The following is a 16,741-nucleotide window of genomic DNA, read 5'->3' as shown; positions in this document are numbered from 1 at the left end:
ACCAGCAGGTCCCACAGGCCAGCGCGGTGCTCACCGAGCGACTGCCGGCGCGCAGCGCGAATGGACACCGGCGACGAGTCGATCCATGCATGCCTGCCGTCGCTTGCATCTCCGGGCAGGTCCAGACGTTGCGTCGTCGCGTCGTCGCGCGAGTCTCTTCCCGCCGGGGGCGCTGAGGTCATAGGCTCGCGCTCAGGTGGTGCATCAGTCCTCCGGGTGCCCAGGCGGCGGCCCGAACGCAAGTCCTTCAGCCTCCAGCGCCCGCCGCAGCGCCGCCATCGCCGCATCCAGGTCACCCTGGCCGCGAAACCCGAGCAGCACCCAGCGGTCCGCCGGGTCATCGCCCATGTGCGGCAGGCTGAAGAGCTTGAGGCCCTGATGCCGGCCCTCCAGGGCGCGCATCAGCGGCACCAGTCGGCTCTCGGGCGTGTTGCGCACCGCCACCGCGTCCTCGCGCGGGGGCGCTGCCGCCGGATAGTGTTGGTCCAGCACCCATTCCGCCATGGGCCAGGCCATGCGCGGGAAGCCCGGCAGGAACCAGTGCTCACCCACCGAGAACCCCGGGATGCGGCTCACGGGATTCGGGATGAGCCGCGCCCCCGCGGGCAGGTCCGCCATCAGCACCCGGTGCGGATAGGCCTCTGGCCCGAAGCGCGCCTCAATCAGCGCAAGCGCCTCGGGATGGCGCTCAAGGGCCACACCGGCGGCCACCGCCGCGCAGGCGCGGGTGTGGTCATCCGGCGTCGCACCGATGCCGCCGCAGCAGAATACGGGCAGGCGCTCGGCCATGGACGCCGCCAGCTGGCGGCTCAGCACCTGGGGGTCGTCGGGCAGTATCCAGCACCAGGCGAGGCCATGCCCGCGGGCGTGCAGCAGCTCACGGAACGCCGGCAGGTGCTTGTCGGTGCGGCTGCCGGTGAGGACCTCGTCAGCAACGACGATGAGCCCGAAGCGGCGGCCGGCGTCTTTGCCCGTACTCATGGGCGGTCGGTCTCCATGGCTGATTGTGGCCCAGGCGCCCATCGCAGCCGGCGGCGTGCGGGCGGCGCCTGAGCCTGTGTGTCTTAATCGGTGGTCTGCACCCGGGTCGCTTAAGCGCGCGTGTCGGCGCCTGCGGCATGCATGATGCCGCAGGCGTCGCGGCTCCACCCATGCCATGGCCATGCGCCGATCCGGCGCAGATTTCAAACCCGAATCGTCGCCGCGCACTGAGCCGGTGCAGCGCCGCTGCACCTTGTGTCGCACCGCAACGACGGATTGTCCACCCAGCACCGCGCGGATGCGCCTCAGGCCGCAGAATCAATGACTCCGGACAGGCTGATGGGTACCGTGCGGCATCTTCAAGGCATGATCTTTGCTTGGGTTTCTAGGGAAAACCCTAATCGGCCGGATCAGCCCTGACAGGTCAAGGCCGCCACCCGCCGTTCGAGCTTCAGCCCGCCAGTCGCCGGACCCAGCCAACCGCCGTCGCCCAGCAGCGCCATAAGACCACGAGGACACCCACAAATGAGCGCCGTCCCGCTCGAAGTCGTCGAAGACATCGCCAGTCGCCAAGCCGCCCTGCACCAACCCCCCCCAGCGCCCGCCCAGGAACCGGACCCGCAGGACCTCCCCGTCCGGCCCCATGTGCACATCAGCCTGAACGTCCGCGGTCTGTCCCAGTCCTCCACCCTCGCCATCAACGAGCGCAGCGCCCGCCTGGAGCGCCAGGGCCGCAAGGTGTTCCGCATGGGCCTCGGCCAATCGCCCTTTCCGGTGCCGCCCACGGTGGTGGAGGCCCTCAAGGCCAATGCGCAGCAAAAGGACTATCTGCCGGTGCGCGGGCTCGATGCGCTGCGGGAGGCCGTGGCGGCCTACCACCACCGCGCCCAGGGCATCGAGCGCAGCGCCGACGACGTGCTCATCGGCCCCGGCTCCAAGGAGCTCCTGTTCATCCTCCAGCTCTGCTTCTATGGCGACCTGCTGGTGCCTTCTCCCAGCTGGGTGTCCTACGCGCCGCAGGCAGCCATCGCCGGGCGCCAGCACCGCTGGATCGATACCCGCCGCGCCGACGGCTGGCGCCTGACGCCCGCGGCCCTGGACGCCGTCTGCCGTGAAGACCCGGACCGCCCGCGCATCCTGATTCTGAACTACCCCTCCAACCCGCTGGGCGTCACCTACAGCGCGGATCAGCTTCAGGCACTGGCCCGCGTCGCCCGCCGCTACGGCCTGGTGGTGCTCTCCGACGAGATCTACGGCGAAGTGCATCACCAGGGCCGGCATGCGTCCATCGCCCGCTGGTATCCGGAAGGGACCATCATCTCCGGGGGCTTGAGCAAATGGGCCGGCGCCGGCGGCTGGCGGCTCGGCACTTTCACCTTCCCGCCGCAGCTCCGCGGTGTGCTGGACGCCATGGCCGTGGTGGCGAGCGAGAGCTACACCAGCGTCAGCGCCCCCATCCAGCACGCGGCCATCACGGCCTTCAGCGGCGGGCCGGACATGGCGGACTACCTTGCCCGCTCGCGCCGGGTGCTGCGCCAGATCGGCCCCGCCATCGCCGCCCGGCTGCGCGCCGCCGGCTGCGACCTGGACGACCCCGAGGGCGGATTTTATTTGTTCCCGGACCTGAGCGCGTTCCGCGAGCGCCTCGCCGCCCGCGGCATCCACGACGCCCGGCTGCTGTGCGAGCGCCTGCTGGAGGACACCGGCGTCGCGCTGCTGCCGGGCAGCGACTTCGGCCGCGCGCCGTCTGAGCTCTCACTGCGCTTGGCCTATGTCAACTTCGACGGCGCCCGGGCGCTGGAAGGCGCCGCTGCGCTGGCCGACGACGCGGTGGCCGACCCCGGCTTCCTGGCCGAGCACTGCGCCGACAGCATGGCCGGCATCGAGCGCATGGCGCGCTGGCTCGAGACGCTTTAGCCTGGGGCCGCCGACTTCCAGTCGGCCGCATTCCGCGCGCGCCTGGGGCCGCCGACTTCCAGTCGGCCGCATTCGGCGCGGGCTCAATGCCCGCGCCGAATGCTCAGGGGCCGGCGATCGCTGCCACAGCCCCGCCCACAGCCCGCCACCGCCCGGCCCCTTCCCCCTGGCCCCCTCCCCAAAACGGACCTGACCAACCCGCCCCCAAGCTTCCTTCAGCGACGCGCTTTGCTCTAGGCTTCCGGCTTCACAAGCCCACACCCACGCCCAACCTTGCCGATACACTCACCGACACACCCGTTGCGGAAGGCAGCCAGCGCAACCGCAGCCCTGCCGCTCCTGACCGCACTCTGCCTGCCGCCCGCGGCCATGGCCAGCGAGCGCTTCGACATCGGCGCCTGGTCCGCCGCCATCCCCACCGACCCCACCGAGCCCTGCGAGCTCACCACCGGCGGCTACGACCACACCGCCGGCGCGCAGGACCCGCTGCTGCTGATCAACATCGCACGCGACGAGCCCACGGCGCGGCTGCGGGTCAACGTCATCGCCGTCACCGAGCTGACCCAACCGGAGCTGCTCGGGGCACGGGCGGCGCTGAGCGTGGACGGACCCGCCGCGCGCACCCTGGCCCTGATCCCCGCCGCCATCGTCGAAACCGAGGTCGAGCGCCGCGTCACCTTTCGGCCCCTGCCCACCGGCGCCGAGCAGGCGGGGCTGCGCGACCTGGTGGACGCCATGCGCCGTGCCGCGCAGGCCAAGGTGGACATCAACGGCCTGCCCCTGGAGCCGGCCTTCTCCATGCAGGGGCTGGAGGCGATCTGGCAGCGCGCGTCACCTGCCTGCGGCCTGCGACCCTGATGCTGGCCCAGGCCCTCGTGCGGCGTTGCAGAGACCGGGCAACAGGATCGACCTCCGCCCCGGCCGGTCTTCGCAGACTCGCCCCCTGAGCCCATTGCGGCCTATCCTGAGCAGCCGGCCCGCCACCGCCATTTTGCCGCCATGCCCGCCGACCGCCTGGACGCCCGCTTCAAGCAGGACACGCTGTACGTCTTCAAAGCCGAGGAGACGCAGCTCATCAAGGCCTGGCCGGACCTCACGGCCGTGCGCAAGCACGACCGCAACGCCCGCTGGCTGGACTTCGAGCCCGACTATCCGCTGATCCGCCCCTACCGGCCCAGGCGCAAGCCGAAGCCCAAGGCGCCGCCGGCAGGGGCGCCGCAGCAGCTGGCGCTGGATCTGGTGCTGCCACCGGATGCCCCGCCGCTGCCGCCCACCCGCCCGCGGCTCACCCCGGCGCAGCGGCGCAAGCGCGCCTTCGATGCCTTCCGCTTCAGCTGCCCAAAGCCCGTCGCCCGGCGCATCGAGCCCTTCCGCGGCGACCACCTGCCGCTGCTCCGGCTGCTGCGGGCACTGGGTGAGGAGCGCGCTGACCTGCTGGACACCAGCCCGGCGCTCGGCTACTGCCTGGCACTCGCCTTTCGCGAATCACTGGCCGCCCGCGCACCGGAGCGCCACCAGCGCCTGGACCAGCTCGTCGGCCGGAAGCAGGCGGAGATCATGGACCGGCTCGGCCTGCCGCAGAGCAAGCGCGCGGTCAGGGCCATGGCCAAGATCCGCCCCGGCGCCATGAGCCGGGAGCTGGTGGGCGGCCTCAAGCGCCTGCTCGCGGACGACGAGGCGCTGCAGGTGATGGGCCACCTGCCGGCGCTGAACCTGGGTGCGCTGACCCTGCTGCTGGACCCACAGCTGCGGGCGCTGGCGACGCCGGTGCTGTTCGAGGCCATCGTCGAAGAGCCTCAGGAGGGCCACTTTCCGTTCACCGCCCGGCGGCTCGCGGACATCCAACAGATGGCGGATGCCCTGGGGGTGGATATCTCCCGGCGACGCTTCCGCGAGCGTCGGCGCCTGGACGGGCTGTTCCAGGATCTGGCGCGGGACTACACCCGGCTGGAAGACGGCCGGCTCCAGTCGTGCCGCTTTCCGCCGCCGCCGCTGCCGGGCACCGACGCCATCGTGCCGCTGCGCGCCCCGCAGGCCCTGGTGGAGGAAGGACGCCGGCAGCACAACTGTGTCGCCGGCTATGCCGAGCGCGTCGCCGGCGGCGACACCTACATCTACCGGGTGCTGGCCCCGCAGCGGGCCACCCTGTCCCTGGTGCGCTGGCCCGGCGGGCGCTGGCAGATCGGTGAGCTGCTGCTGGCGGGCAATCATCCCGTGAGTGCGGCCACCAGGCGCACCGTGGAGGGCTGGCTGGACACACATCGGCTCTGAGCCAGGGCCATCGGTCACTGAGCAGAACGGGCACCGTCGGCTGGACAAACGACACGCATGCAACAGGCGGGGCAGCGGATGCGCGTCGCTTGCCCCCCCTTACAGGTGTATCCGTCGTTCCCGAGCCATCGCTAAGCCGGATCTCTGCGGAGTCGCTCAGGCAAGGCAGCCGGTCTATTGATCCAGGGCAATACCCGAGCTGTTCGCTCAGCTTTGCCGGGGTTACCCGATTGACCGGCGGCCCGGCATTGCTAACCTCAAAACAGCGCCACCGCTGATGTGGACATCAACAGAACTTATGGATTTACCGATGGAGGTCCGCCATGATCCAGCCCGCCAGCCAGCAGCACACCGGCCAGTACATCGACCGGCACACCGCCGGACCGGCCCACTTGGCAGCGCACACCGCCGGCACCGCCCAGATGTGCGAGAGCGCGCCCCAGGGGAGCCGCTTCCACTCCATCCATGAGCCCTTGCCCTTGGACGAGGACGGCTTCATCACCGACCCGCACCTGTGGTCGGAGACCTTCGCCTGCCTGGTGACAGCCCTGGACAGCCGCGGCACGCTCAGCGAGGAGCACATGGCCGTCATCTACTACCTGCGCGAGCACTTCCTGAGCTGCGGCGCCCTGCCGCCGGTGCAGCAGCTCTGCCATGCCCAGGGCATGCCCAAGACCCATGTCAAACAGCTCTTCGGCACCTGCCGCGCGGCCTGGCGCACCGCTGGGCTGCCCAACCCGGGGCCGGAGGCGCTGGCCTACATGAGCTGAGGTCACCGTTGCAGCGGTGGTGCCCTAACCGACCGCGGGGCGCTTCCATGCCCACACTCCAGATCCGTGATTTGCCGGAAGACGTCTATCAGGGGATCGCGGCCGCCGCCCGCGCAGAGCATCGCAGCCTGTCTCAGCAAGCCATCGTCGAGCTGCGTCGGGCGCTGGGTCTCACCGATGCAGCCCGGCGTCGGGAGCGGGTCGTTGCCGCGCTCGCGGCAAGCGGGCGTCGTCTGTCCGCGAGCGCGCCGACGCCCGAGGCATTGTTGCGCGAGGATCGAGAGCAGCGGTGACCGGCACGGTCGCGCTCGATGCCTCGCCGCCGATCTCGGCCACCCCGTGTACGATGCCATCTACGCCCTCACCGCCAAGCGCCAGGCGGCGGTGTTGTTGACCTTACACCGCCGTCTACACGACCTCTGCGAGCGAGGCGGCATCCACAGCGAGCTGTTTCCGTCGGAGTGAGCTGGGCGGCGCCCGGCCGGGTGTCCTTTGGGATGCTCCTCCTTGGGGATGCTCCGGGCACGGTTGCGGTGGAGCGGCCCCGGGTTACTATGCCGCCGCTCTCGCATGGAGAGTCGGCCGTGCGCGCGCCGCACACCCACTCTCCTGATGAGCATTGAGACTGAGCCGCCGCAGACCGCCGGACCGACCCCATGTCCATCCAATTCCTGACGCCTGCCCTGACCGCGATTGTCCTGATGAGCACCGCCAACGACACCCGCGCCACCGATACCGCTGCGGCACCGGCCGCCGAGCCCCCTGCGCTGATTCCGCTTGAGGTGCTGTTCGGCAACCCGACCCGCACCCAGGCCCGCATCGCCCCCACCGGCGACTACCTGAGCTGGCTGGCGCCGTCCGACAAGGGTGTGCTGAACGTCTGGGTGCAGCCGGCGGACGGCTCGGGCGAGCCCCGACAGATCACCGATGACGGCGTCCGCGGCATCCGCTTCCACGGCTGGTCCCAGGACGGCAAGCGGGTGTTCTATCTCCAGGACCAGGGCGGCGACGAGAACTGGCACCTGTACGCTGTGGACGCGGCCGGCGGCGAGACCCGGGATCTCACGCCCTTCGAAGGGGTCCGCGCCGAGAACCTGATCACCGACCCCGAGCACCCGGGCGAGGTGCTGGTGGGACTGAACAAGCGCGACCCGAGCGTCTTCGACATGTACCGCATCGATCTCGCGAGCGGCGAGGTCACGCTGGACACCGAGAACCCGGGCGATGTGCTCGGCTGGCTCACCGACGCCGACTTCCGCATCCGCGCCGCCGAGGCCAAGGACCCGCAGACCGGCGACGACATCATCCGGGTGCGCGACAGCGAGGACGCCCAGTGGCGGGAGCTGATCCGCTTCCCCTTCGGCGAGAACGGCGGTGCCTACGGATTCGATGCATCCGGCGACACGCTGTTCGTGTCCAGCTCCCTGGAGAGCGACACCACCAGGCTCATCGCGGTGGACGCCAGGACGGGCGAAGCGCAGCGGGAGCTCGCCAAAGACCCCAAGAGCGACCTGGCCGGCGTCATCGTCCACCCCACCGAGCACCGCATCCAGGCCGTGGAATTCGACTACCTGAAGCCGGAATGGACGCTGCTGGACGAGACGCTGAAGCCGGACTTCGCGTACCTGCGCAAGGTTGCCCGCGGCGAGCTGGTCATCGCCGACCGCACGCTGGCCGACGACCGCTGGATCGTCGCCTTTCAGCCCGACGACGGCCCCACCAGCTACTACCTCTACCGGCGCGCTGGCGATGACGGCAAAGAGCGCAGCGCGGAGCTGTTGTTCGTCACCCGCCCCGAGCTGAGCGAATACACCCTCACCAACATGCAGCCGGTGGAGATCACCGTCCGCGACGGGCTGACCCTGCCGAGCTACCTGACGCTGCCCGCCACCGTCGACGGCGGCAAGCCCGCCGCGCCCCTGCCCATGGTGCTCCTGGTGCACGGCGGCCCCTGGGCCCGGGACCACTGGGGCTATGACGCCCAGGCCCAGTGGCTCGCCAACCGCGGCTATGCGGTGCTGCAGGTGAACTTTCGCGGCTCCACCGGCTTCGGCAAGGCCTTCCTGAACGCCGGCAACAACGAGTGGGGCGTCGGTGCCATGCAGCACGACCTCACCGATGCGACCAAGTGGGCCATCGCGCAGGGCATCGCCGACCCCGAGCGCGTGTGCATCATGGGCGGCTCCTACGGCGGCTATGCGACCCTCGCCGGACTCACCTTCACGCCGGACCTCTACACCTGCGGCGTGGACATCGTGGGCCCGTCGCACATCAAGACCCTGTTCGAGTCCATTCCGCCCTATTGGGCGCCGGCCAAAAAGGAGCTGGTGCTGCGCGTAGGCGACGTGGAGAACGACGCGGAATTGAACAAGCGCATCTCACCGCTCTTCCATGTAGACAACATCAACGACCCGCTCATGGTGCTCCAGGGCGCCAACGACCCGCGGGTGAAGATCGCCGAGAGCGACCAGATCGTCGCGGCCATGCGCGCCAAGGACCTGCCCGTCACCTACATCGTCTTCCCGGACGAGGGCCACGGCTTCGCGCGGCCGGAGAATCGCCTGGACGCCTTCGCGCGCATCGAGCGCTTCCTGGGAGCCCAGCTGGGTGGCCGCGCGGAGCCGGAGCAGGCCATCGAGGGCAGCACAGCGGAGGTGCGCTGACCTGCGCGTCGCAGGCCGATGGAGGCTCAGGCAGCCGCTCAATGGGCAATGGGCAATGGGCGCTGAAAAAGTTTCACGCAACGGCGCAACGCCGCAACGGGTGTCACGGGCGTAACGGGAGAGCCGAGCGCGAGATCAACCCCGTGGAGCTGGCTGACGCTCATCCGTCACAAAACCTTCACTCCGGCGTCACCGGGCCGTTACGAGCCGCCGGTAGCCTTGCGGCGGCACTGACGCGGTGTCCGAACACGTCTGTCCGCGTCGCCGATACAAAGCGCATCGCGCTGCCGGCCGCCTCCGCGCACCGAAGCCTCGCACCCCTTCTGCCGATCCGAACTTTATCCGGGAGACACCCATGATGTCGCGGTTCCGTCGCTTCCGCCCCCACAGCTCCACAGCGGTCCTGCTCGGCCTCGCGGCGGGCCTCCAGCTCGGACTCGCCGCACCGCAGGCGTCCGCCGCGAGCCTGACCCTGTTCCACAACAACGACGGTGAATCCAAGCTGCTCGGCAGCAATGGCTTCGGCGGCTTCGATTACTTCCTGACCGAGCTGGAGACGGCCCGGAACGCCGCCATCGGCGCCGGGCGCGACGTGCTGACCCTGTCCTCCGGCGACAACTTCCTCGCCGGCATCGCCTTCGAGTCCAGCCAGCGCCGGCGTGATGCCGTCGGCGGCATCGGCTACGGCGCCGACAACATCGACAACAACTACTACGACGCGTTGGCGCTGGCCACCACGGGCTATGACGCCATCACCCTCGGCAACCACGACTTCGACTTCGGCCCGGATGTGCTGGCGGACTTCATCGGCGGCTACCAGGCCGCCGGCGGCACAGCCCCCTTCCTGAGCGCGAACCTCGACTTCTCCGGCGAGGCGAATCTTGCGAGCCTGGTGGGCAGCAGCGGCATCGCCAAGAGCACCATCGTCAGCCGCGGCAGCGAGCAGTACGGCATCATCGGTGCCACCACCGAGCGGCTCGATGTCATCTCCTCGCCCGGCAATGTCACCATCAACGACGTGGCCACGGCGGTACAGGCGGAGATCAACACCCTTGAGGGCGCCGGCGTCAACAAGATCATCCTCTCCAGCCATCTGCAGGCCATCGAGGAGGAGATCGCGCTGGCCGGTCAGCTCCGCGGTGTGGACGTCATTATCGCCGGCGGCGGCGACGAGCTGCTGGCGAACAGCCCCGACGCCCTGTCCAGCAACCCCTTCCAGCCGAATATCAGTGGCCCCTACCCCACCACGGCGACGGATGCCGACGGCAACGCGGTCCCCGTGGTCACCACCATCGGCGAGTACCGCTACGTCGGCGAGCTGGAGGTGGAGTTCAACGCCGCCGGCGAGGTGACCGCCTTCAACGGCGACCCGATCCTGGTGGACCCGGACACCGGCACCGCCGCCACCGGCACCCGCGGCAGCAGCCCCGCCATCGACATCCAGAACGACATCATGGTCCCGCTGCAGGCGGACTATGACGCCATCGCCGCAGAGCAGGTGGGCAGCACCGAGGTCTTCCTGGACGGCATCCGCGAGAACGTCCGCAGCGGCGAGACCAATCTCGGCAACCTCATCGCCGACGCCTTCGTCTTCTCCGCGCAACAGCTGGGCACCCTGGACGCGGATGCCATCGTCGGCATGACCAACGGCGGCGGCATCCGCGACTCCATCAACGCCGGTAATGTCACCAACGCCGACGTCATCTCGGTGCTGCCCTTCGCCAACTCGCTCGCGGTCATCGAGGACTTCACCGTCGAGGAGCTGCTGGAGACGCTGAACCATGCCGTCGCCGAGCTGCCCGATGACGACGGCCGCTTCCTGCAGGTGTCCGGGATCAAGTTCGAGTACCACAAGGACACCAACGAGGTGGTCAACATCTACCTGGCCGACGGCACGCACCTGTTCACCGCGTCCATGGGCGTGCTGGTGGGCGACGACTTCACCATCGACCTGGTGACCAACAGCTTCACCGCCGGCGGCGGCGATGGCTACGACGTGCTCTCCGACCGCAGCTTCGTGGACTTCGGCATCTCCTACGCCGAGGCGCTGCGGCGCTACATCCGCGACGGTCTCGGCGGCACCGTCACCGGCGCGCTCTACGGCAGCACCGAGGGCCGCATCGCGGCCACGCCGGTGCCGGCCACCCTGGGCATCCTGCTGCTGGGGCTGGGCGCGCTGCGCATCGTGCGCCGGCGCGGCTGAGTCCGGACCGGGTCCAAGCGCAGTCTGGCCCCGCCGGCTGCTTGGGCCGGCGGCGCGGCACACCGGGTGTTGCCGCGCCGCCGGCGTTGTCAATAGAGTCCTTCGTCAAGCCAAGCCTCACCGCCGTGTTTCGCTCCCTGCCACGCCGCCTGCTCGGCCCGCTCGTCGGGCTTCTCGCCGTCACCGCCACCCAGGCCGCCGACGACCAGGGCCGCTTCATGGTCAAGGGCGCCGGCGTCACCCGCTGCGCCGACTTCACCGCTGCCGTGGCCGAGCGCGGCCCCGAGCTGTATTCCTACGCCGGCTGGATCGAGGGCTATTTGAGCGGTATGAACCGGTATGAGGACGGCGTGTTCGATCACGTATCGTGGCACTCCACGGACATGCTGATGGCCGCCCTCGCGCGCACCTGCGAGCAGAGCCCGGAGGCGGGCTTTCACGCCATGGTCAACCAGCTGGCGCAGACGCTGCGCCGCACTGCCGTCACCGAGCGCAGCGAGCTGGTGCCGATCCGCAGCGACGACATCGGCCTGGTGCTCTATGCGGAGACCCTGCGCCGCCTCCAGGCCGCCCTGCGCCAGCGCGGTTTCGATGCGGTGGAGGTGACCGGCGCCTTCGACGCACCCACGCAGGCGGCCCTGCTCGACTTCCAGCGGCAGCGCGGCCTGAAACCCACCGGGGTGCCGGATCAGCCGACGCTGGCGACTCTGTTGCCTTGAGCGGCGACCAGGCCCGCTTGCACAACGGCGTAAGTCGCGAAGCCTACCCCAGGTACGCCGACTTCAGTCGGCACCCTGGGGCCGGCGGACTTCAGTCCGCCGCCGGCAGTCATCGCCCGGCCAAAGGTTCTCCGCAGCGCCGCGGCAGTCACCCTAGAAAGAGCAGTTGACCGCTTCAAAGCACATGCAAATGCCTGAGCCTCGCGGACTTCGGGAGTACTTCTCGCGCCACCATCCGGGTGAACGCCGCTACGGCCGCCATGGCACGCCCCGCGCGGCGCCTGGCTGCGTTACAACTCCTCGGAATAGAACAACTATTCCTCGTCGTTGTGCCTTGCCAGGCACCCCGCGGGACGCACCCTGACGACCGTCCAACCGCTCTTTCTAGGGTCACAGCTTGCGCAGCGCTCGCGCAGGTGCCTGGACCTCACGCACCGTCGGGCCAGCCTGCGCCGACACCACTTTGCCGCAGCTTTGCGGCAGATCAGGCAAGCGCGCATCCGGGGTGGTACATCCATGAATCGCGGCTAAACTCCCTGCTCGCATGCCGGCGCGCCGTTGCCGGCATGGGTTGTCGTCCCTTGCCATCCCTCTCGCGACACCGAGCGCACGCTGCCCGCGAGCACACCCATGACTCCGGAACAAATCGCTGTCGTCAAGGCCTCCTGGGAGCAGCTCCGCCCCGTCTCCGAGCAGACGGCCTTCCACTTCTACACGCACCTGTTCGAGCAGCACCCGGAGCTGCATGGCCTGTTCCGCACCGACACCCGCGAACAGGGGCACAAGCTCATGGCCATGCTCGACACCGCCGTGGCCGCGCTCGACGACTTTGCGGCACTGGAAGCCGACATCCGTGCGCTCGGTGCCCGCCACGTCGATTACGGCGTCACAGACACCCATTACGTCCTCTTTCAGGACGGCCTCCTGTGGGCGCTGAATCAGGGGCTCGGCGCTGCCTACACGCCGGATGTCGAGGCCGCCTGGCGCGCCCTGTTCGGGCGGATCAGCGCAGCCATGCGCAACGGCAGCGGCAACGCGCCCTAGGCCCGTCTGCCCGGCCGCTCCCCCGCGCACGGGGACGCCGCTGTCATCCGCGCACCCGGCTCTCCCGCACCACCTGGTGCACATAGCCGAGCTTGTCGATGACGGGCCCGGACAGCACGAAGGGGTACATGTCCGGCTGCCCCATGCTGCGGCTCAGACTGTTGAGCGCGAAGGTGAGCGGCAGCCAGTTGTCGATGATGGGCCGGAAGTCGTCGATGGTGTAGGGGTCGAAGTCCGGATCGGAGCGATGCACCGTGCCGTCCGCCAGCCGCTGCTCGATACGCACGCCGAAATGCTCGCTGGTCTCCAGCGTATCGACGATGTGCAGGTAGTGAGCGAAGGTCTCGGACCAGTCCTCCCAGGGGTGCGCCGCCGCATAGGCGCTGACGAAGCGGTCCTGCCAGTCCGCGGGCGGGCCGTTGGTGTAATGCGCGTCCAGCGCCTCGCCGTAGTCCAGCTGCTCGTCGCCGAACAGGGCGCGGAAGCCGTCCAGCCGACCGCCGTCGCGGATCAGCAGGTCCCAGTAGTAATGGCCGATCTCGTGGCGGAAGTGGCCGAGCAGGGTGCGGTACTTCTCGTCCATGTCCAGGCGCATGCGCTCGCGGGCGGCGGCGTCCGCCTCATCGATGTTGATGGTGATGAGGCCGTTGTCATGCCCGGTCAGCACGGGCTGGCCCGGGTCCGCATCCAGCGGCGACAGAAACGCAAAGCCGAGCCCGCCCGCCGGGTCCTCCGCCTTGGTGTGCACCGGCAGGCCGAGCCGCAGCAGGCTGTACCCCAGGCGGCGCTTGCTGCGCTCGATGCGCGCCCATTTCTCGAGGTTGCCGGGTCGGGCGAGGTTGGGGATGGTCTGGTTCGGCCGGCAGGCGGCGCAGAAGGCGTCCTCACTGTCCGCTGGGACCATCCAGTTGCAGACGTCGTACTGTGCGTAGTTGCCGCACTTGCGGTAGGCCCGCGGTGGCGGCGGCGTGCTCGCGGTGGCCGCTGCGGCGGGCGCGGGGCGGCGGCCGAGCCAGCGCGCGAACAGCAGCGGCGCCACGGAGCGCTCGGCGGCCGCCGGCTGCGGCGGCGGCACGCGCCAGAGGCCGTCGCTGCCCTCCTCCAGCGCCGACAGCCGCAGCCGGTCCGGCAGGAAGCCGAGGGTCGCGCCGCAGTGAGTGCACTGGATGTTCTCGAAGTAGACGGGCTGACCGCAGACCTGACAGGAGAAGGTGCGCATTTCTTGGAAAAGCTGAAGTTTGCAGTGGGGAGTCTGAAAGGCGGACTGTGGGCTGCGAGCATCGACAGTCACCACGTATGCGATGCCGGCGGCGCGCGCCGCATCACGCCTGGGGCGGCTTCTCCAGCAGCGACGCCAGCGTCTGCCGGCCATGCTTGGCCGCCAGCCGCAGCAGCCGCAGCAGGATCTGCGCCGTGAGAAAGGCATCGCCGGGGGCGGTGTGCCGATCGTAGGGCACGATGTCGAAATGCTTGCAGAGGCTGTCCAGCGAGAGGTCCTGAAGCGGCTGGTCCGCGAAGGCACCATCCGCTTCCAGCAGCAGCGCGAGCCGGCCGGTGTCAAGGCGCCGGTTCAGCAGACCGGGCGCCTGGTGGCGCTCAAGGGCGGCGTCGATCATGGCCAGGTCATGGCCGATGTGATGGCCGACGATGACCCCGTCGCGCAGGTACGCGAGCAGGCCCGCAAGCGCCTCCTCCTCGCCGATGCCCAGGCGCGTCTCGTCCCGGGTGATGCCGTGGATCAGGGTGGCGGCCGTGTTATGCAGCACCCGCAGCAGCGCCTCGAAGGTGTCGCCCAGGTCGATCTCACCGCCGGTGACACCGACGGCGCCAATGCTGACGATGCGATCCCGCCGCGGGTCGAGCCCGGTGGTCTCGCAGTCCAGCACCACGAAGCGCACGTCGGCAGGGGCCGCGGCATCCGGCCAGCTGCCGGTGAAGGCGGCGCGATAAGCGGACAGGGCCTGCGACAACGGGGACATTCCGTACTCCGTTCCAGCATCGATATCCGGGCGCGGCCGCGCGGCACCCGGTCGGACGGCAGCCGGTCGGACGGCACCCGGTCGGATGGCACCGGGGGCACGCGGCCGGCATCAGCGCCGCGGCATCAGCCCGTAGCGCCGGCCGGTGTATTCCATCAGCCGCAGCACCGTGCGGAAGCCGGACTTCAGCAGGTTCTGCTCCAGCCGCGTGAGCTTGGACGGGTCCACCCGGCTGCCGTCGCTGCCGGCGGTGTACCCCGTGCGGGCGCGATGATACAGCGCGTTGCGGAAGGCCGCTGCCGTTTCCTCGATCAGGAGAGCTGCTGCGTCGTCCTCGGGGCTCAGCACCTGCAGCCGCTCCAGCGTGGTCGGCGCCTGCCGGCCGCAGTCCAGCGCCAGCGCACGGGCGATGTCCACCACCGGCTGGAGGGTCGCCCGCTGCAGGTCCAGCACCTCGCGATAGCCGCCCTCGTCGTCCACCACCAGGCCGCGGAAGAAGGTGAGCGGCGGCAGGTTGGCCATGGAGTCCTCCAGCAGCAGGGGCACGAACTCCGGATGGCGGTCCTCTTCGCCCTGAATGTGGGACTCCAGGCGGTCCACCAGCCGGCAGTCGCCCTGCACCGGGCGCATGTCGAACAGTGAGGTGGCACGGTAGACGCAGCTCTCGATGGGCTGCGCGATCCAGTCGGTGAAGGCCCGCTCCCACTCGTGCACCGAGCGGCAGGCGGTGGCGTGTCCGGGGCTGATGGCCTTGGCGCTGACGTCGAAGCCGCAGGCCGAGAGTGCGGCCCCCACGCGGCGGCCCAGCTCCAGGTAGTAAGCGCGGGCGGTGCGGGCACGGTCAGGGTCCGGGTCATCGTAGATCAGGCCCACGTCGAGGTCGTGCCGGGTGAAGAGCTCGTTGCGCGCGGCGGCACCGAAGAAGACCCAGCAGTGGTCCAGGCCCGGGTGCTCCAGCCCCTGCTCCGCCAGCGCCCCCTCCACCAGCCCTACCACCCGGCGCAGTACCGCCGCGTTGAACGCGCCGGCCATGGGCGCGAGCCAGCGGGTGGCATCCGGGCCGGTGAGCCCGGCGGCGAGCACCGCCTCCGCCTGCCGGCGCAGCGCGGCGAGCTCCGAGATGCGCGGCGCCCGCGCCATGTCCTCGATAAGGGCGAGCGGTGCCGCCCCCTCCACACGGGTCAGGTCACGCCGCGTGAGCACCCCGGCGAAGGGGCCGTCGAGGCGGCCGTTGGCGGTCAGCACCAGGTGATCGGTCTGTTGATCCAGCATGCGCGCCAGGTAGTCGCCGGCCTCGAGCCCGGGAGCGGTCACCGCGCAGACCCGCCGCATCAGCACCTCGGCCGGTGTGTCCGGCGGCTCGCGCCCACTCGCCACCCGGTCGCTCAGCACCCGCGGCGTGATGATGCCGAGCGGCGCCCCCTGCGCATCCACCACCACGGCCGCCGCCGCATCCCGCTCGGCGAGCCGCCGCGCCACGTCCCGCGCAGCGGTGTCCCGCTGGCAGCTCAGCGTGCGCGCCGGCTGATCCACGGGCCTCGACAACCAGTCCACCGGCCGGCGGCCCAGGCGCAGCGCATCGCCGCGCTCCTCACCCACCTCCAGCACCGGCGGCAGGATGGCCACGGAGAAGTAGGTCGCCAGGAAGCGGCTCGCCCGCGGATGATGCTTGACGGTCTCCCAGAACGCCTCTGCGGGCAGGGCGTAGAGGATCACATCCGTTTCGGTGCGGGCGGTGTAGATATGCTCGCCGAAGCCCAGGTAGCGGCCGATGCCGAGCAGGTCACCCTCCCCGCGCACATCGCGCAGCTGCTCCGTGCCGTCGGCGCTCTGCTCGCACAGCTGCACCGCTCCCTGCTGCACGACGTAGACGTAAGGCTTGCGCGTGGCGCCCTGCATGAACACCAGCTCGTCGCGCTCATGGAAGACCACACGCCCGCCGGAGACGAGCGCGAACAGCTCGTCGTCGTCGAAATACTGAAACGGCGGCCACCGGCGCAGGAAATCCACGACCCGGTGGGCGATGCTGGCGGTTTTCAAAGCGGTGGCGTCGAGATGGCGGCAGGCGGCGCAGTCCGCGGATAGTAGCCGAAGCAGGCGCGGCGGTGGCGTGCAAAGTCAGCGGATTAGGACTTTGGGCGCCCGATACGGCGCGTCGCCTGACGCCGACAGCGGCACCGCGCCATGGCCACCC

Annotated in this window: 14 protein-coding genes; 10 read left to right on the top strand and 4 right to left on the bottom strand. The window is 70.0% G+C overall.

Annotation, left to right across the window (positions count from 1 at the left end):
* Positions 1-204: 204 nt before the first annotated feature.
* Positions 205-981, bottom strand: a complete 777-nt coding sequence (locus QZ607_RS16345; RefSeq protein WP_295884733.1) for a molybdopterin-binding protein — start codon at positions 979-981, stop codon at positions 205-207.
* A 525-nt stretch (positions 982-1,506) separates the two neighbouring features.
* On the opposite strand from QZ607_RS16345, the gene QZ607_RS16340 reads away from it, so the two are divergent.
* From QZ607_RS16340 to QZ607_RS16295, 10 genes are all read left to right on the top strand, one after another.
* The gene (locus QZ607_RS16340) at positions 1,507-2,898 is read left to right on the top strand and encodes an aminotransferase class I/II-fold pyridoxal phosphate-dependent enzyme (protein ID WP_295884732.1); all 1,392 of its coding nucleotides are present in this window, start codon (positions 1,507-1,509) and stop codon (positions 2,896-2,898) included.
* Positions 2,899-3,267: 369 nt separating this feature from the next.
* Positions 3,268-3,756 carry a hypothetical protein gene (locus QZ607_RS16335; protein ID WP_295884730.1) on the top strand — a complete coding sequence of 163 codons (489 nt, stop codon included), beginning with the start codon at positions 3,268-3,270 and terminating at the stop codon, positions 3,754-3,756.
* Between the two features lie 141 nt (positions 3,757-3,897).
* Positions 3,898-5,169, top strand: coding sequence for a PcfJ domain-containing protein (locus QZ607_RS16330; RefSeq protein ID WP_295884728.1), 1,272 nt, complete (start codon positions 3,898-3,900; stop codon positions 5,167-5,169).
* A 323-nt stretch (positions 5,170-5,492) separates the two neighbouring features.
* Complete coding sequence (locus QZ607_RS16325) at positions 5,493-5,939, top strand: TusE/DsrC/DsvC family sulfur relay protein (RefSeq protein ID WP_295884726.1); 447 nt, start codon at positions 5,493-5,495, stop codon at positions 5,937-5,939.
* A 47-nt stretch (positions 5,940-5,986) separates the two neighbouring features.
* The gene (locus tag QZ607_RS16320) at positions 5,987-6,232 is read left to right on the top strand and encodes a hypothetical protein (RefSeq protein WP_295884725.1); all 246 of its coding nucleotides are present in this window, start codon (positions 5,987-5,989) and stop codon (positions 6,230-6,232) included.
* Positions 6,233-6,278: 46 nt separating this feature from the next.
* Positions 6,279-6,404, top strand: a complete 126-nt coding sequence (locus QZ607_RS16315) for a hypothetical protein (protein ID WP_295884723.1) — start codon at positions 6,279-6,281, stop codon at positions 6,402-6,404.
* Positions 6,405-6,595: 191 nt separating this feature from the next.
* Positions 6,596-8,602: a S9 family peptidase gene (locus tag QZ607_RS16310; protein WP_295884721.1), complete on the top strand. Its 2,007-nt coding sequence runs from the start codon at positions 6,596-6,598 to the stop codon at positions 8,600-8,602.
* Between the two features lie 355 nt (positions 8,603-8,957).
* The gene (locus QZ607_RS16305; protein WP_295884718.1) at positions 8,958-10,805 is read left to right on the top strand and encodes a 5'-nucleotidase C-terminal domain-containing protein; all 1,848 of its coding nucleotides are present in this window, start codon (positions 8,958-8,960) and stop codon (positions 10,803-10,805) included.
* Positions 10,806-10,930: 125 nt separating this feature from the next.
* Positions 10,931-11,524 carry a peptidoglycan-binding domain-containing protein gene (locus QZ607_RS16300; RefSeq protein ID WP_295884716.1) on the top strand — a complete coding sequence of 198 codons (594 nt, stop codon included), beginning with the start codon at positions 10,931-10,933 and terminating at the stop codon, positions 11,522-11,524.
* 630 nt (positions 11,525-12,154) lie between these two features.
* A complete protein-coding gene (locus tag QZ607_RS16295) occupies positions 12,155-12,568 on the top strand; it encodes a globin domain-containing protein (RefSeq protein WP_295884715.1) in 414 nt (137 codons plus the stop codon).
* Positions 12,569-12,611: 43 nt separating this feature from the next.
* On the opposite strand, the gene QZ607_RS16290 is transcribed toward QZ607_RS16295, so the two are convergent.
* The 3 genes from QZ607_RS16290 to QZ607_RS16280 form a co-directional block, all read right to left on the bottom strand.
* The gene (locus QZ607_RS16290) at positions 12,612-13,787 is read right to left on the bottom strand and encodes a putative zinc-binding peptidase (RefSeq protein ID WP_295884713.1); all 1,176 of its coding nucleotides are present in this window, start codon (positions 13,785-13,787) and stop codon (positions 12,612-12,614) included.
* A gap of 103 nt (positions 13,788-13,890) precedes the next feature.
* Positions 13,891-14,547, bottom strand: coding sequence for a PolC-type DNA polymerase III (locus QZ607_RS16285; protein WP_295884711.1), 657 nt, complete (start codon positions 14,545-14,547; stop codon positions 13,891-13,893).
* A gap of 111 nt (positions 14,548-14,658) precedes the next feature.
* Positions 14,659-16,587 (bottom strand): putative nucleotidyltransferase substrate binding domain-containing protein, encoded by a 1,929-nt coding sequence (locus tag QZ607_RS16280; protein WP_295884710.1) that lies wholly within the window; start codon positions 16,585-16,587, stop codon positions 14,659-14,661.
* Between the last annotated feature and the right edge of the window lie 154 nt (positions 16,588-16,741).

This window comes from uncultured Thiohalocapsa sp. (assembly GCF_913063425.1).
Classification (GTDB): Bacteria; Pseudomonadota; Gammaproteobacteria; order Chromatiales; family Chromatiaceae; genus Thiohalocapsa.
This window is presented reverse-complemented; position numbering and strand designations above follow the sequence as displayed.

Excerpts from the sequence above, each read along its gene's own strand:
- QZ607_RS16345 (WP_295884733.1), bottom strand. The coding sequence starts at position 981 with ATGAGTACGGGCAAAGACGCCGGCCGCCGCTTCGGGCTCATCGTCGTT.
- QZ607_RS16340 (WP_295884732.1), top strand. The coding sequence starts at position 1,507 with ATGAGCGCCGTCCCGCTCGAAGTCGTCGAAGACATCGCCAGTCGCCAA.
- QZ607_RS16335 (WP_295884730.1), top strand. The coding sequence starts at position 3,268 with ATGGCCAGCGAGCGCTTCGACATCGGCGCCTGGTCCGCCGCCATCCCC.
- QZ607_RS16330 (WP_295884728.1), top strand. The coding sequence starts at position 3,898 with ATGCCCGCCGACCGCCTGGACGCCCGCTTCAAGCAGGACACGCTGTAC.
- QZ607_RS16325 (WP_295884726.1), top strand. The coding sequence starts at position 5,493 with ATGATCCAGCCCGCCAGCCAGCAGCACACCGGCCAGTACATCGACCGG.
- QZ607_RS16320 (WP_295884725.1), top strand. The coding sequence starts at position 5,987 with ATGCCCACACTCCAGATCCGTGATTTGCCGGAAGACGTCTATCAGGGG.
- QZ607_RS16310 (WP_295884721.1), top strand. The coding sequence starts at position 6,596 with ATGTCCATCCAATTCCTGACGCCTGCCCTGACCGCGATTGTCCTGATG.
- QZ607_RS16305 (WP_295884718.1), top strand. The coding sequence starts at position 8,958 with ATGATGTCGCGGTTCCGTCGCTTCCGCCCCCACAGCTCCACAGCGGTC.
- QZ607_RS16295 (WP_295884715.1), top strand. The coding sequence starts at position 12,155 with ATGACTCCGGAACAAATCGCTGTCGTCAAGGCCTCCTGGGAGCAGCTC.
- QZ607_RS16290 (WP_295884713.1), bottom strand. The coding sequence starts at position 13,787 with ATGCGCACCTTCTCCTGTCAGGTCTGCGGTCAGCCCGTCTACTTCGAG.
- QZ607_RS16285 (WP_295884711.1), bottom strand. The coding sequence starts at position 14,547 with ATGTCCCCGTTGTCGCAGGCCCTGTCCGCTTATCGCGCCGCCTTCACC.